Origin of the sequence: Algibacillus agarilyticus (genome assembly GCF_003286125.1) — a bacterium.
Taxonomy (GTDB): domain Bacteria; phylum Pseudomonadota; class Gammaproteobacteria; order Enterobacterales; family Alteromonadaceae; genus Algibacillus; species Algibacillus agarilyticus.
The window spans coordinates 42,133-58,158 of record NZ_QMED01000005.1; the positions used below are offsets into that span (position 1 = coordinate 42,133).

General features: G+C 38.2%; 12 protein-coding genes. 9 read left to right on the forward strand and 3 right to left on the reverse strand.

Annotated elements, in window-relative coordinates; all coding sequences use genetic code 11:
* The first annotated feature begins 176 nt into the window (after positions 1 to 176).
* The 4 genes from DPX34_RS06065 to DPX34_RS06080 all read left to right on the forward strand — a co-directional run bounded on the left by DPX34_RS06065 (position 177) and on the right by DPX34_RS06080 (position 4,195).
* The gene (locus DPX34_RS06065; protein WP_111977521.1) at positions 177 to 1,409 is read left to right on the forward strand and encodes an alpha/beta hydrolase; all 1,233 of its coding nucleotides are present in this window, start codon (positions 177 to 179) and stop codon (positions 1,407 to 1,409) included.
* 18 nt (positions 1,410 to 1,427) lie between these two features.
* On the forward strand, positions 1,428 to 2,609 hold the full coding sequence (locus DPX34_RS06070; RefSeq protein WP_111977522.1) for a serine hydrolase domain-containing protein: 1,182 nt from the start codon (positions 1,428 to 1,430) through the stop codon (positions 2,607 to 2,609).
* Positions 2,610 to 3,120: 511 nt separating this feature from the next.
* Positions 3,121 to 3,519 (forward strand): hypothetical protein, encoded by a 399-nt coding sequence (locus tag DPX34_RS06075; protein ID WP_111977523.1) that lies wholly within the window; start codon positions 3,121 to 3,123, stop codon positions 3,517 to 3,519.
* 277 nt (positions 3,520 to 3,796) lie between these two features.
* Positions 3,797 to 4,195 carry a type II secretion system protein GspG gene (locus DPX34_RS06080; RefSeq protein ID WP_111977524.1) on the forward strand — a complete coding sequence of 133 codons (399 nt, stop codon included), beginning with the start codon at positions 3,797 to 3,799 and terminating at the stop codon, positions 4,193 to 4,195.
* A gap of 662 nt (positions 4,196 to 4,857) precedes the next feature.
* On the opposite strand, the gene DPX34_RS06085 is transcribed toward DPX34_RS06080, so the two are convergent.
* Entirely contained in the window at positions 4,858 to 6,774 is a 1,917-nt protein-coding gene (locus tag DPX34_RS06085) for a sulfatase-like hydrolase/transferase (RefSeq protein WP_111977525.1), read from the reverse strand.
* Between the two features lie 318 nt (positions 6,775 to 7,092).
* Here DPX34_RS06085 and DPX34_RS06090 point away from each other — a divergent pair, with 318 nt between their 5' ends.
* The 4 genes from DPX34_RS06090 (at position 7,093) to DPX34_RS06105 (ending at position 11,240) form a co-directional block, all read left to right on the forward strand.
* Positions 7,093 to 7,656 (forward strand): RNA polymerase sigma factor, encoded by a 564-nt coding sequence (locus DPX34_RS06090; protein ID WP_111977526.1) that lies wholly within the window; start codon positions 7,093 to 7,095, stop codon positions 7,654 to 7,656.
* Positions 7,653 to 9,329 carry a carbohydrate binding domain-containing protein gene (locus DPX34_RS06095; protein ID WP_111977527.1) on the forward strand — a complete coding sequence of 559 codons (1,677 nt, stop codon included), beginning with the start codon at positions 7,653 to 7,655 and terminating at the stop codon, positions 9,327 to 9,329. The genes DPX34_RS06090 and DPX34_RS06095 overlap by 4 nt, the downstream gene beginning before the upstream one ends.
* Before the next feature lie 450 nt (positions 9,330 to 9,779).
* The gene (locus DPX34_RS06100) at positions 9,780 to 9,941 is read left to right on the forward strand and encodes a hypothetical protein (protein ID WP_157964631.1); all 162 of its coding nucleotides are present in this window, start codon (positions 9,780 to 9,782) and stop codon (positions 9,939 to 9,941) included.
* A gap of 198 nt (positions 9,942 to 10,139) precedes the next feature.
* On the forward strand, positions 10,140 to 11,240 hold the full coding sequence (locus tag DPX34_RS06105) for a PQQ-dependent sugar dehydrogenase (protein WP_111977529.1): 1,101 nt from the start codon (positions 10,140 to 10,142) through the stop codon (positions 11,238 to 11,240).
* Between the two features lie 112 nt (positions 11,241 to 11,352).
* Here DPX34_RS06105 and DPX34_RS06110 read toward each other — a convergent pair whose 3' ends face one another.
* Positions 11,353 to 12,633, reverse strand: a complete 1,281-nt coding sequence (locus DPX34_RS06110; protein WP_111977530.1) for an ABC transporter substrate-binding protein — start codon at positions 12,631 to 12,633, stop codon at positions 11,353 to 11,355.
* A 170-nt stretch (positions 12,634 to 12,803) separates the two neighbouring features.
* Here DPX34_RS06110 and DPX34_RS06115 point away from each other — a divergent pair, with 170 nt between their 5' ends.
* Entirely contained in the window at positions 12,804 to 13,661 is an 858-nt protein-coding gene (locus DPX34_RS06115) for a substrate-binding periplasmic protein (protein WP_111977531.1), read from the forward strand.
* A gap of 336 nt (positions 13,662 to 13,997) precedes the next feature.
* On the opposite strand, the gene DPX34_RS21975 is transcribed toward DPX34_RS06115, so the two are convergent.
* Positions 13,998 to 15,593: a discoidin domain-containing protein gene (locus DPX34_RS21975; RefSeq protein WP_232824674.1), complete on the reverse strand. Its 1,596-nt coding sequence runs from the start codon at positions 15,591 to 15,593 to the stop codon at positions 13,998 to 14,000.
* Between the last annotated feature and the right edge of the window lie 433 nt (positions 15,594 to 16,026).

Sequence of the window (16,026 nt, forward strand, 5' to 3'; positions counted from 1 at the left end):
GCATGACAATAAATTAATACTTAACTCATTGTTATTTCTAATAAAATACATTCAATTATAAAAGCTAAAAAAATCATAATTGAACGATTTATTAACCATCAACAAACCATAAGGTTTTTTTGTACCCATTTCCGTACATTTATTTCAGCTAAAACAATAAATACAAAGGAATAAAAATGTACTCACACATAAAAAATAAATTCAAACTGGCTAGCGTCATGGGCTCTTTAATTATGTTAACTGCATGCGGCGTTGACACTGTTAGTCCACCAACTGGCCAATCTAAAGCCGCTTTTTATGAGCAAAACCCTGAATTTTTAAATCCTCCGGAAAGTGATGAAAAAACAGAGCAAAAGTCAGAACCCGATATTGTCAAAGAGACCAGAGGCCAATCTTTAGTTGTCAATATAGATACACCTTCGCTACAAAGTGGTTTACTTGAAAACATTAGTCAAAAAGCGGTCAAAATATATTTGCCACCTAACTATAATCACTCAGGTAAATCTTATCCTGTTACTTATGTGTTGGCTGGCTTCGGTTCGTCTGCGGCTATAATGTATGACTATATGAATGTGTATGGACGCACTAACGAGTGGTTACTAGCCAACCCAAATAAAGAGATGATCATTGTTTTTATTGATGGTGTTAATGAACTGGGAGGATCTTTTTATACAAACTCGACTATCACTGGCGATTGGGAAGATTACATTACTGTTGATATCGTTAATTATATTGATAGCCAATATAGAACTATTTCTGATGCTCAACATCGTGGACTTGCAGGGCATTCAATGGGGGGATCAGGCGTTTTAACAATTGGCATGAATCGCCCTGATTTGTTTTCTCATCTGTATAGTATGAGCCCGGGTGTGTTTGAACCAGGTGCGTTTGAAAATCATCAAATAGCAACAAATCCGATAAAAGATAAAATACTTAAATTATTTACCGATATTGCTCAGCAATCAGAAGCGGATGCAGCTCAATCATACCGTTCTTTTATTGCCAGTAATAAAAATGACAATAACCTTATGTTTTCATTGGCGCATAGCAGCGCCTTTACCGATAAAACAGAGCATCAAGCACCATATTTTAATTATATTTATGCGGCAGACGGCACGGTTAAGCAAAGCGCTTGGGATAGTATTGAGTCTGGTTTTGGTAATGTAGAAGATCGAATTGCGCTGAATGAAGCTAACTTTAAGGCGCTTAAAAACATCGTTTTAGATGTGGGCACAAATGATAACTATACTTGGATTATCCAAGGTACAAGGCACTTTTCAGATGTCCTAACCCAATATGGTATTGAGCATGATTTAAGAGAGCATACCGGTAACCATTCTAATCGTTTGCCTACGCGTTTCGCCTCTGACCTGTTACCATTTTTTGCAGAATCCTTTGCAGCTAAATAATTAATAAGGTTCATTACAATGACATTTCCTTCTATGTTTTCATACGTAGTAAAACAGTGGCAACGATATCTATCGTTGCCACTTATGGCTTTTAGTTTTGCGATATTATTGAGTATAGCCTGTAATAGTATTCATTCTAATACTGAAGCTAACCATCAAGCACAACAAGAAGCACAGCAAGAAGCACAGCAAGAAGCGGAAAAAAGTACGTCAACAGAAGTACAAAGTGAACTACTTGTTGTGACTGACAATGAACAAACGTCTCAAAAATTAGAACAATACCTGACAGATAACGCTTTTAATGGCGCTGCATTAATTTTTGAAAATGACCAAATCACGCTAAATAAAGGTTTTGGTTTAGCTAATCGCGCAAAAGGTTATGACAATAATGCTGATACGGTATTTCGTTTAGGCTCTGTGACTAAACAAATAACAGCGACAGCGATCATGCTATTACATCAACAAGGTAAACTTAATATAGTTGATACGATAGACCAATACATTCCGAGCTACCCCAATGGCGATCGCATCACAATAACCCACCTACTTCAACATACTGCAGGCATAAAAAATTACACCTCGTTTGCTAATTTTGGCACTATCATGCGTGACTATTATACAGCAGAGCGACTCATTGGTATTTTTAAAGATTTACCGCTGGAGTTTAATCCGGGTAGTGAAATGAGATATTCAAATTCTGGATATGCGCTACTCGGCTATTTAATTGAACAAGTCAGCGGATTACCCTACGCAGAGTTTGTTCAGCAAGAAATTTTCACCCCCCTTGGTATGACTAACAGTGGCTATGGAACTAATCAAATTGGTGATGACGCTATCGCACAAGGTTACGGTCAAACAGGAAACCAATCGATCACTATTGATATGTCGGTTCCTTTTTCTGCGGGGGCACTGGTGTCAACGGTCAATGACATGCACTTATGGATGCTGTCATTCAATCAGCAAATATTGCTGTCAGCTGAAAGCCAAGACATTATGTTTTCACCAGCACTAAATAACTATGGCTTTGGTTGGGATATTCGTGAACAAGATGGAATTTTACTAAATCAGCATGGTGGTGCTATTAATGGTTTTAGCAGTTTTGTCGTACGTTACCCAACAAAAAATAAGCATGTTATTTTATTGAGTAATGAAGAAGGCGTTAACTTATACAAACTCATTCAAGGACTTGCAGCGCTATAAACAAAAGCTAACAAAAGGGAGGAATTGACTTAATCATCCTGTTTAAGTCTATTCCTCCCTTTTGCTTTATATAAGCCATGTTCAGCGCTTGGTATCGCATTTTTAATGCCTTTTTGGGGGTTAGCTGAGCTTATTCTCACGCTAATGCTTATTTGAACAAAAGTGTGTTGTTTGTCTTGAATTAAAGAAAATGTCTGGCCATGTGTTGCTTCACCGCTTATTTAACAGACATGCATATTTAATATCAATGCAAGACCAAGACCCGACAGTGCCGTTTATGGCACTGTATTTATGTACAAAATCTGTTCTTTTCTCCCCTATTCAAGGGAATGCGCAAGTTGCGCATTTTTATCGCTGAGAAGTTTTTTATCTGCAAATAAGCAATATAAATAGCAATGTGTTAGCGTATTTGTTAAAAACACAGTAAGTATGAAAATGCGCGCGGATTGAGCAGAAAAATGCGCAAATCGCGCACTATTAAATGTATATACCTAGGGAGAGTCTGAGTTACATGGACGTACTGAGTAAACTTCAAGAGAAAAATAAAATACACTCTCAGCAACAACGAAATGCAAGTTGGAGTACAGTTTGGATTTTCTGCCTGTTAAGCCCTTTACTTTTTAGCTATGCCTATGAATTTTATTTTTCAGTAATTAAGCTCAGAGAGTTGGAATTCGTTCCTCCATTTATTGTGTTAATTGGTTTATTAGGTTTTGGTTTACCTTTTGCTGCTATGGGTGACTTAATCCTTTTTAATCGTAAAGTTAAGCTGTTACTTTTACTAATCGCTGAGGCTTGGTTCACTTGGTTTTGGGTTGTCTCTCCATTATCTTGGTTAGCTTTCTTACCCTTAATACCTGCCTTTATCATATTGCAGGTACAGTTACCCAAAATAAAAGCTGGTAGTTAGTCGGTATATAAGCCACTCAAGCGGGACTAAAAGCAGTTCGCGACTTTCGCTCCGCTCGGTATTATAGCCAACAATTTTTAGCCCCTTAGTGGGTGTTGAGGCTGTAGAATTAATCAAAATGATAATTTTTATGGCTTTTTGTATGCGCAGAGAGTCGCTTTAAATGTGTTTTTCGCTCAATATGTCCTAGATTTCATACAGAAGTGCAATTTAGGGCTTAATTTTAATGATTTTTATGAGCTGTTTTTTCTAAAAGAGAAATTCTACAGGCTCGTTTATGCCTTGGGTATTACGTTTGAAAAATAAAATTATATTTTCAACTATCATTTTTATTCTTATTGGACTTGTAACCATTCCAATGTTGATTGGTACGACAGTTTGTCTAAAGTCCTCTAAAGCTAATTTTGACATCAAAAACTTAAGTAAATCTATTTCCATTTATTTCAAGAAAAATTCGAATCTACCAAGCTCTCTTTATTCATTAATAAGCCCCGATTACAATTTAAATCGTTTACCAATTGACCCTTGGGATAGTGAGTATAGCTACCAAGTCATAACGAAAAATAAATTCATGATTTGGAGTTCTGGTTCTGTAATACATAGTGATACTGCTATAGTTGCTGTTTACAGTAAAACAGAAGATGGTTTTGAACAAATGCTCCTTTATAACTTTTAGGCGGCATATAATCGGGTAGCCAAGGGTATCTAACCCTCAACCCCCACAACACCCTGCATGCGGCTCCGCACACGACTATAGGGATATCGATTTAAAGGACATGCATATTTATTATCAAACACCCATGGAACACCCATGCAGGACAGTCTTTGATGTATTCTTCAGAAATAACAAAGGCTCCATCTAGGGAGCCTTCGCCAAGATATGATCTTAGATTCAGAACGTCATTACCGGGCACTGCCTCGACCTCTTAAAGGTTACGTGATGTCATGTCAAGAACATGTCTGCTACATCAATACTCAATATACTAAAGCAAGCACAAACGTCAACAACAAAAACGCTCTAAAATTATACTATCAATCCTTAGGCAGAACATGGTAGATGAGCGCCGTAGTAAGCTAACATTTAGCATTCTTGCATCACGTAATGTGTGATCGCATAGTGCCTTGTTGAATTAAGCTGATGCCTGCGCCCAACTATAAATTGGTATGCTAAATGATTTAGGAAATTGTTTTTTAAAGGAAGCCAACATTTATAAGACCCGCATTAATACCTCGCATAATACCCCATTGAAAAACAGTGAGTATAATAAACAACGTAAATGCCATTTGTTAACACAAATGGCATTTAGTTTATGCACGCGAATCAAAGGCTGGTTAATCTTATATTGCCGGTATTAAATGCGCCGGTATATTCAGTTTTTTATCGTCTGCCCCCACCGCAAAATCACTCAACGAGTATGTATTGGCTTGGCTCCAATCAGCTTCTATCCGTCTATCACCTAATACGATATTGCCTAATTTTTGTCTAAACCAATGAGCTAACGGTGCATGAGATTGATCATAAGCAATATTGTTTCGCTCAAGTGGATCGGTCGATAAATCATATAGTGTCATTTCAACTTGCTCTGCCGACGCTTGTAAAGCCCATTTTATATCGTGGCCTAGTTGCGCTGGCGTTAAATTGATATTGCTAAAAGGGCGTGTGCGCATTGAAAACCGAAAACGCTTGCTGTGCAAGTAGGCTCTAGGCCCCGAGATTATATTCACCTCACCCAATACATAGTCTCGTTTAGGTATATTTTGGTGCATCACATCAAACAAGCTGACACCATCTAAATAACTAAACGACGGTTGCTGTATATCAATATGGGCAGCACTCATGATGGTGGGCGCAAAATCAACAAACTCAACTAAATCATGATTAATCTGCTTAGCCGGCACGAGGTTTTTATCTGATGAAACCACAATAGCGGCGTTTGAGACTGACTGTTGCCACGGGCCAAATTTAGCCATGATACCTTGCTCGCCTAAATGCCAACCGTGATCACCTATGGTAAAAATAATAATGTATTCTTGATTATGTGCTTTGCTATATTGCTTAAACGATTCAACCGCTTCGCCTATTAGCGCATCGCCGTATGCACAAAATGCATAATAATCTCGGATCGCTTGCTGTTTTTCTTCGACTGTTAGCGTGTCTGATTTCACCACTTCGTATAATTTAACCAGTTGTTTGGGTAACTTCGCTAGTTCCGTTTCTTTATCAAAAAGCGGTAATTTATATACTTTATCTTTAAATTTATCTCTAAACGATTTTGGCGGTAAAACACCGGTGTGGGGTAAATGAAAACCTAAATTTATAAATTGCGCTCGACTACTATCGGCCCCTTTTGCATCTGCACCCCACGAGGTTTTAAAGGGTTGATTGGCATTGGCTAAATAATTTTTCATCTCTTTAACAATGTAAGCATCAACCGTTTCACCTGCCGGTTTAGGGTTAACACCGCCTATAATTAAATTTTTATTGCCGCCACGTGTATACGATCGCAATAGATCAAACTCGGCTGATACGGCATTTTTAGCGGCTATATCTTCTGCGGTTAAATCAGCTTGGTGCCGCTTTAAAAAGTAAGATTTTTTAGGCCTGTCTGAATAAAGTACATTTTCAGTGTACCCTTGCATAACCGGTGAGCCATCAACCGTGCCATATAATGCTTTGGTGTAAATATCACCTAAACCGTTCGCTTGAATATCATGTTTAAAATGCACCTTATAATCATATAGGTTGGCATCGTGAAACCCTTGCCCTGGGCCCCATTTATAAATATAGGCATCTTCTTTACCAAATACCGATGTCGCATAACCATGTTCACGCATTGTTTGCGACACGGTTGGCTTAACAAAATCTGGGTTTTGGTGCGTTAATTCAAAAGCATAATGACCATTTCTAAACGGATAACGACCCGAATGCATAGACCCACGTGAAGGCCCGCACACCGGTGAATTTGTAAAAGCCTGAGTAAATAACACGCCTTCTGCCGCTAACTTATCTACATTAGGCGATTCGACATGACCGATAGGGCTAGCTGATTGACCATAAACAGCGCGATTATAGGCCGCGATAGAATCCGGTCGCTGATCATCGGTAATGATCCACAATATATTGGGCTGAGCCTTTGATGTGTCATCAGCTTTAAAATCGCTTTGCTGCTCATTATGATTTGAGCAACCGGCTAATAATAAAAAACTAATAACACCTAAGCCCCCAGCTATAAATCTGTTGATATTAAAAATCATTATATATTTAAACCTTTATTTAAATTTATTTTTTTAGGCAACACATATACCTACTCTAGATTTAATAAGCCCAACTTCATGTGTTTATTTAACAGACGTTTAGCTAGAAAACTTATTTATCTATCAACCTTATGTAAACACCTCATTCACCTGACACATTTAGTTAACAATAAACATTAAGAAATAAATTAATCGAGGTTAAAACCTATTTTGGCGCGTTTATCTGCCATACAAATAATTATTTATCATTAAGTGTGTCAATTAACTTCTATATTTACATTAAGTATTAAATGCAAAAAATGGCGATAGAGGTAATACGTGATCGAAGAAAACGAGTTAGCATTAATAGAAAAAGCGCAACAGAATGATCTAGAGGCATTTTCGCAACTGATCCGTTTGCATGAGCGCGAAGTACGAATATGCTTGGCCGCTCGTTTAGATTCTTATCATGAAGCCGAAGATTTAGCTCAAGAAACATTTATTGTTGCCCATCGACGTATTAGCGAGTTTTCACCGCAAAAGCCGATCAAGTATTGGTTTAGAGCTATCGCGATTAATTTATTAAGTAACCAAAAAAGAAAAAAATACCCGATTGCCATCGGCAGCAGCCACGATCTTGAAAACTTATTGAACGACAAAATAGAAAACCATTTAACCGAACATAATGAAAGTAATGTAGCCTCGGCATTAAATAATTGCATTGCCAACTTAAGTGATAATTTAAAAAAACTCGTGAATCAACACTACAACGAAGAATATACAGTAGGTGAGTTAACCGAGTTATACGGAGTTAAACACTCGACATTAACCATGCGTTTGCATCGAGTGCGCGATAAATTGCGTCAATGTATTAACGCGAAGTTAGCATCGAGTAACACATGAATAAAGAAACGGAAATCACAAAGTTAATCGCCCAATACCTTGCTAATGACAGTGACAGTGACAGTGAACCAGCAAGCCATGAATTATTAATGCGGTGCAAAGCCGATCCTTCACTTATTGATCAAATAGCTGAGCACAAAATAATTGAACGCTTAATACGTTTTGAAGCACAGCATTCAACCACCGATATTTTTACTAAAGAAGTAAACTATCGGCTTGAACTACCAGCAAGCTTAGCGTTTTCAAACAAAATTGAATCGCAAATTAAAGCGAATCAAACCGACAACGTGACTCGGCTATCACACAATAAAAACACCCATGTTTTGGCGTTGGCGGCTAGTTTTTTAATTGCATTTATGCTGTGGTTATACCTACCGGTTGTTGAACAGAACACGCCAGCATCAGCCGCTTTACCTTCACATAATAAATCAACTAATCAACCCCCCTTACCCGCATTAGATCAAGGGCCAGAGCCGACACAGGTTATATCTTCTCATAACGTTCAAATTGGCCATCAGGCAGAATCAACCCATAAACGATTTAGCGCACCGTTAGCGATCATCAAAACCAATCAAAACACCGAACGAAAAGAAGGTCAAAAAACAAAACATGAATCGACTGAATTAATCGCGGCAATCGACCTTAATAGCGACTTATTAGCCAGTTTAAATGGTGACTTTGAAGAAGGCATGTTAAGCCCTTGGCAAATAAAAGCGGCCAGTGCGGGTTATGCCGAGGTTCAACCTGAAGCCGCAAAAAATGGCCAATACGGTTTATACGTAAATACCCGTGCAGGGCGTGTAGATTTAGCTCTTAATTCACACGCGTTACCACAGGGGTTTATGCAGCAAGGTAAACTTTTTAAATTAAGTTTTGATATGAAAAGGTTGCTTAACAACAAAAACTGGGCCGGTAGTTTTGCCCGATTAACCAACACCAAAAATAATTACATAGAGACCGCGCTAGGGCCTTGGCTTGGCACTTATGATTCAGGCGAATGGTTACATCATGAGAAATTTATCATTGGCGAAAACTGGCCGACAACCGAAACACAGTTAGAGCTAATATTTAATAACCCTAATGAAGAGTTTTATATCGACAATATTAAATTAGCGCCAGTTCAACAAACCAATAACCTATTAAGCGATCGTAATGGCGACTTTGAAAGCGGAAAATTAGGCCCCTACATTACAAAAAAAGTAGGCACGGGCTACGACAATTATGCGCAAATTGAAGTGACGGAAGCGGCCGCGATCGCGGGTAAGTATGGGCTCTATGTAAATTCACTTATTGGTGAAATGGCCATAAAGTTTAACGCCCTCGCCTTTGATGATCCCAGCTTGAGCAAATCAACTCAAGATTATATTTTTTCATATGATTTGCGTATTATTGAAGGCTCGGTTTCAAGTATTAATATGACATCGACCGGTTTACAAACGGTCGTACCGGGTTGGCCACCTCATAGTTTTGATTTAAGCGAAGCGGTTGTTAGCCCAAGCGGTCTCATAAAGGTCAGTGTACCGGTTGCACATAAATACCTGCCGACTGATCGCTTTTTTGAAATCAGCGTGCACATACCCACACAAGCGATTATGCATTTAGATAATTTTAAATTTCATCCAGTAGAATTATCCGCTAAAGTGGCAGCTAAAGAACGATCAACCCAAGAATAGCCCTGTAAAATTGGATTAAACATGCCGACAATATTAGCGTTAATTTTATCTTTGCTTTTTACGTTTTCAAGCAATTGCTTGGCTAGGGCGTGTTTATCTTTTCGTATAGATTTTGTTCAATTCCAAAGCGTTTTGATCGCGGCATTGGCTTGATGGCATAGTGGTTCTACGTCAAAAGCCAATAACAAAGAGCAAAACGTTTTGGATTGAACCCAAAGGGCAGCGCATTTGCACTATTTCTACTATGTTGCCCCACATGGATGTGGGGTAAGGTGACTTTGCAGGAGCATAAAGTCTTTATCGCTCTTTTATGTAGAATAACGACACCGCAATCGCTCTGCCTTGTATAAATCGTGCAAATACGGCTGCAAAAGCATACACAAAAGATAAACACGCCCTAGCACCCAGCAAGCACCTGACACATTAATGTGCCAATATGCGGTCGATCATATGATCCAAATCGCTAAACAATCACTCAACGATAAAAAGAGTCGGCCAGAACGCATTAAAAAAAGAAAACAAAAGGTTGAGGAATGGGTAACCAAAATAAAAAAAGGTGATGACCCTTGTGATGTTTATGCTGATATTCAAAAATCGGGCAACACTTTTTAGCCCTCATAAACATTGAATAATATGCGACCATGCGTGATGGTTGTCACACTATTAACCACTAAATAGCAACTAAACGTGAAATATCGTCTTTAATATACCAATAATACAAGTCCATACCACCACAAAGTTAACAACAAACAATTAACAATGTGTTATTTTATAGTATATTAAAAACACATATAAAGTAGGATCACCATAATGAAATTGATTTTGTTACTCATCTTGTTAGCTGCAAACGTGTTTACAATCGCGCAAGCAACACAGTTAAAAACGATACTAACGGGCTTTGATAAACCCACTGAAATTAAGTTTTTTCCGTCTTCTAATAACTATGCCCTTATTGCAGAAAAAGAAGGCGATTTAAACTTTGTTAATTTAGACACTAAAAAACACTATGTCATACATACATTAGCGGTAGATTCTGCGGTTGAAAAAGGGTTGCTTGGGGTTGATTTTCATCCTCAATTTAATAAAAAACCCTACCTCTTTATTAATTACAACCCGGCAGAAGGAGAGCAACGCACCCGTGTTTCACGTTTTAATTTAACGCTGAATACCGATCAGCGATATCAACTCACTCATGAAAAAATTATTATCGAAATTGACCAGCCTTATCCTAACCATAACGGCGGCCAAGTCGCCTTTGGTCCAGATGGCTATTTGTATATTGGCATGGGCGATGGCGGTAGCGGAGGCGATCCCGAAGGGCATGGCCAAAACACCCAAACATTATTAGGTAACATGCTGCGCATTGATATTAATACACCGCAAGATACACCTTACGCTATACCTAAAGATAACCCTTTTGTTGGTAAAGCCGGCTTTCGACCTGAAATTTGGGCATACGGTGTAAGAAACCCTTGGCGTTTTTCGTTTGCAGGCGAAACCTTAATTGTTGCCGATGTGGGTCAAAGTAAATCGGAAGAAGTCTCTGTGGTCAAAAAAGGGCAAAATCTAGGTTGGAACATTATGGAAGGTAACCATTGTTTTAAACCCAAAAAAGCGTGTGACCAAACTGCATTAACCTTACCTAAACTAACTTATGGTCGCGACGATGGTTTATCTATCACTGGCGGTTACGTTTATAAAGGTAAGTTAATACCTGAATTATATAACCATTACATTTATGCCGATTTTATTTTAGGCGGTGTGTGGTCTTCTGCTTTTCCTGCGCTAAATTCGTCAACCAAGTTATTTACTGCGACGGGTATTAACCTTTCCACTTTTGCATTAGATGCAAAAGGCGAAATTTATAGTGCCGACTATGCCAGCGGCGATATTTATCAGTTTGTCCCTTAACAATTAAAGAAACACCCCGTCAGACAGCTATTTGTTAATTTTTAAATAGATGTCTGTCGGGTTGATATTTTGTTGATCCACTATTTATTTGTTGGAGATCAAAATCATTAACTCAATCCTGAGCCGGTTTTATTAAATATTTAAGGCGCAGTTCTTCAAGCTTATTAATCGCTTTATCAATATCGGGGTTATTAACAAAATCTAAGAATACAGCCGGTGTTTTGCTCGCAAAATTGATATCAGCATAGCGATCAAAATATTCAATTCCGCCAGGGGAATTTTTAACAACATCAGCTATCTTGTTGTCTCTACTACTATCGGCCGGTAACTTTATAATTCTTGCAGGCAAATGTTTAGTCACTTCTACAAACCCACTCTGAAACGCCTCTGAGGCCATGTAATTTAAAACACGAGCGATCTCTGTCGACATAATCGCGTAATGTGGCACCATAAAAATACTCAGTGGTGTAACCGTATAATGCGGTATGTCTTCATTAATGACAGGAAAGGTCATAAAACCAATATCACTGAAATCTGAAAAGTTAATGTGAGTTGGCACCGAATCGGCTAAAGCCATCGCGGTAAGGCCTCGAGTGATCGTAGGAAAAACATCCCAAATTGAAAAACTATGATGGTCGGCATTAAAACACTGAGAATCAATAAGCTTTTTAAAGTGCGTTAACGTATTTCTCACTCTTGAGTCTTTAAAACTCACCTTTCCTTCTAATAAAGACTGATGAAAAGCTAATCCGTTTAATCTTAAATTTATATAATCAAACCAACCATGAAGTATCCATTCCGTTTTTAGCGTTCCTAAAGCAAATAACGTTATATTTCTCTCATTAAAACGTTCACAAGCGGTCAAGGTTTCTGCCCAGTTGGTTGGCACTTTAATGTTATATTTTTTAAATATCGTTTTACTATAATAAAAGCCAAATAAGGTCGATGAGATCGGCACACCATAAATAGCGTCGTTATAAGAAACAGAGTCTAACAGTGTTTGCGGAAAGTGCTGTTGATTACCACTTTGTCGCCAAAAATCAGTTAGGTCAGTCAATAAACCTTGTTCTGCATAATAACGCATACGTGAACCACCAATCCACCAAGTAACATCTGGTCCATGCCCTTGTTTTAACCATTTATTTAGCTCATGTTTATGTCTGTTGGCACCACGGTAAGCTAACAATGAAATCTGTAAATCAGGGTTTTGGCGATTAAAATCATTAACCAGTTCTAATATTTTTTCTCGGTGGTCGCCACTATCGGCATGAAATGAAACAGTAATAGTTTTAGGGGTCGGCTTGTGGGTGGAGCTATCGGTCGCAAAAAGGTCGCCAGAAGAAAATACGCCTACGGAAACTAATATCATTCGTAAAAAATATTGATTAAACAAAATGGTTAGCCCTATAGGTTAATATTTATTTATATTACCTTAATAGGGCTAGCGCAATTTAACAAGTCACTTGTTGTTGTTGCACGGCTTAAATGTGTATTTATCTAAATGCAATCTCGCATTACCGTGTAAAATACTTAAATACCTAATTAGTGACTATATTTAACATTATGCTGAAAAATTTATCGCTTCTGATACTTGCGTCTCTTTTATTATTCTCTTTAAGCCAGGCTAACGCTGATGTTAAGCCCGTTGAAATAGTGTACCCCGATGCCAATGCTAATTCTTACTTCGTGCAATTGCTCGAACTAGCCTTGAGTTACACTGATAATAAATATGCATTAAAAAAATTAGGCGAACCTTTACCTCACGACAGACCTTTTATTTTTTTGCAGCAAAATAAGTTTATCGATGTCGCTTGGGGTGGCGCAAGAATAGAACGAGAAAAGCACAATTTACCCATTCGATTTCCGATATTTAAAGGGTTAAATGGCTGGCGAGTCCCAATTGTTAATAGCGATAACAAGGCGTTATTGGCTCAGGTGACTCATAAAGAAGGATTAAAAAAATTCAGCGTTGGTTTACACGCTAGATGGTCTGACTTTAAAATATTTAAGCACAATCATTATCATCTCATACCCGGTTCATCTTTGCAGGGCGTGCTCAATATGGTCTCGATGAAACACGTAGATTATCTGCCACAGTCAGTATTAGCCGTGCAATATAACCTCGATCAACACCCTCAATTTTCATTGGTCATAGAACCCGAGATCCTAATTCAATACCCCTCGGCATATTACTTCTATGTGCATAAAGATAATCATGCACTAGCAAAAGATATTCAGCTAGGCTTAGAGGCCGCCCTTAAAGAGGGTAAATTTGATAAATTGTTTCATTCTATTTACGCGCCAACACTAAAAGCACTTAATTTAAAATCACGCAAAGTAATCAAGCTAACAAACCCGCTTTTGTCAGATAAAACACCGCTAGAAAAAACCGAATTATGGGCAAAGGAAACTGATTTTTAATTTTAGACTTAGCCATCGAAAAATATCGAGTTTTAGATCTAAGTCATTCTTAATAAGTACTTTTTAACAACCATTATTAACAAATGGTTTTTAACAAAAAAGCTAAACACACATAAAAATACCCAGTTTGCACACCTCTCAACACCGTTTAAAACAAAACGATGTACAAAACAACGTAACTACCCGCGCTCGCATTTAAAGGTATTGTGTGATCATCACGCAGCCCAATCAAACCTCTCCATGATTATAAAACGTGCAAAAAAAAAGCCTGCTATTAATAGCAGGCTTTTATTATGGCCGTTTTATCATTATACAAAGTGTAAGCCTATGAATAGGCTAATGATTGCTTGTGTAACTCACATCAGTCACTGTTGCTTTTGAAGTAGTGATACCAAATTCTTCAAAACATTCAGCCCAAGAATCTGAATCACCTCGGGTGCCACATTCTTCTCGTGTTACCGGATCTTGCGACTGCATGTAGTTACCAAATTTTAAATAAGTCGCCTCATCATTTTCAACTTTAAGCTGTGCTGAAACCCCAAATGCAGTAATAGTCATCGTACCGTAGTTATTCACCATACTCAGATCAAAACTACCACCACTGGTAATTGTACCTAATGCGGTTTTAACTTCGTTGCCATCAGTACCACGTAAACGAACATAAACATCAAAGATGCCATTATTAGCAACACTATCAATAAAGCCAGACTCGCTCGAATCAGCAACATAAACCTTCATTAATGTAGAGATCGTTGAACCGTGAGTTTGTGCGACAATGGTTTTAGCACCATTAGATAAATCCATTTTATAGGTCGCAGAGAACGTTTCATAAGTGCTATACATGGCTTTACGTTCACTGGTTTTAATTTTGTATTCATGACGCCAGCCGCCGCCACCTGAAGTGGTATATTTAGTTTCTAATGGTACAAACGCTAGCGTTTTACTATTAACTAATGGATGCGGGTTATCACCTTCTAAATCGAATAACGAACCATCCGTAATAATACTTGGAATATCGTTACCGCTACCTACATCGTCATCTGCACCGTATAACTTCACTTCAGTGATGTTCATCCAATCACTACCCGCGCTGTTTGATTGCGCTTTAATTCTCACTTGACGCGCAGTAGTGTCAGTTACATCATATACTTCTAAGCTGGTAGAATTACCTGAACTCACACTGTCGTGTACTTTAGTCCATGCTCCACTCGTACTCGGTCGAGCGTAAATTTCAAAAGTATGGGTACGTGAATTACCTTGGCCCCAAGCCACTGCAACGTCTTTAACCTCTTTGGCCTCATCAAGCTCTAACGTTAAATTAACCGCCGAACCACCCGCCTCTGCAGCCCAACGAGATGACCAAGCGGTATTATCATCAATCGCTTTTGAAGCAGGATAATTAGCATGACCCGTACCATCATCAAAAGCACGACTAACCGATAATTCACCATCAGCGTCATTGCCGCCAGAACCATACAATTCAACTTCTTTTATATTGGTCCAATTTGAACCTGCACTATTTGAAAAGGTTTTTACACGCACTTGCTGTGCTTGAATATCATCAATATCGTAAACTTCAATGCTTGAAGTCGAGCCTGTGCTCACGCTGTCGTAAACTTTGGTCCAATCGCCACTCGTTGCAGCACGAGCCCAAATTTCAAAGGTATGTGTTTGGTCGCCCCCTTTGCCCCAAGAAATACCCACCTCCGTCACGTTTTGTACTGAATCTAGGTTTAACTGCAAGTTAACCGGTGAACCAGAAGCCGCCCAACGAGACGCCCAAGCTAAACTGCCGTCAATCGTATTTGAGGCAGGGTAACTCGCATGCCCATTGCCCCAATCTGTTGCGCTATCGATATTGAGTGTATTTGCATGTGCATAATTTGTGGTTAATGCTAATGCAGCGAAACCAAGTGCTTTAGTTATTCTCATTTACAGCTACCAATAATATTGTTTGTGTTATATGTCAGTGCAACTTTTATTAACCACTTTTTAGCATGGTTTTATTTAAACAGAGCTGCGAACTAGCAAAACCCACTTACAAGGTGGTAATACCAAAAAAAAACCAACCTATAAGTCAAAAGTTAACATACCCATAACAACCGTACAATCTGTAATTTGATCTTTTATTAACCTAATTAACAAAACAAACCTTTAAAGTCTCGTAAAAACAAATAGATGCAATTGATAAATCTATATTAAATAATCTGTAAAAATAATTTAAAAATTAACAAACCCAATTTTAGTATTACCAATATATAACAAAAACACGTTGTGCGTTAATTAGTGTTAACATTAAAATATAAACCCACTAAAAAAACCTGGAATTGGTCAACCAGTTATACAAATATGAGAGTGGCTATAA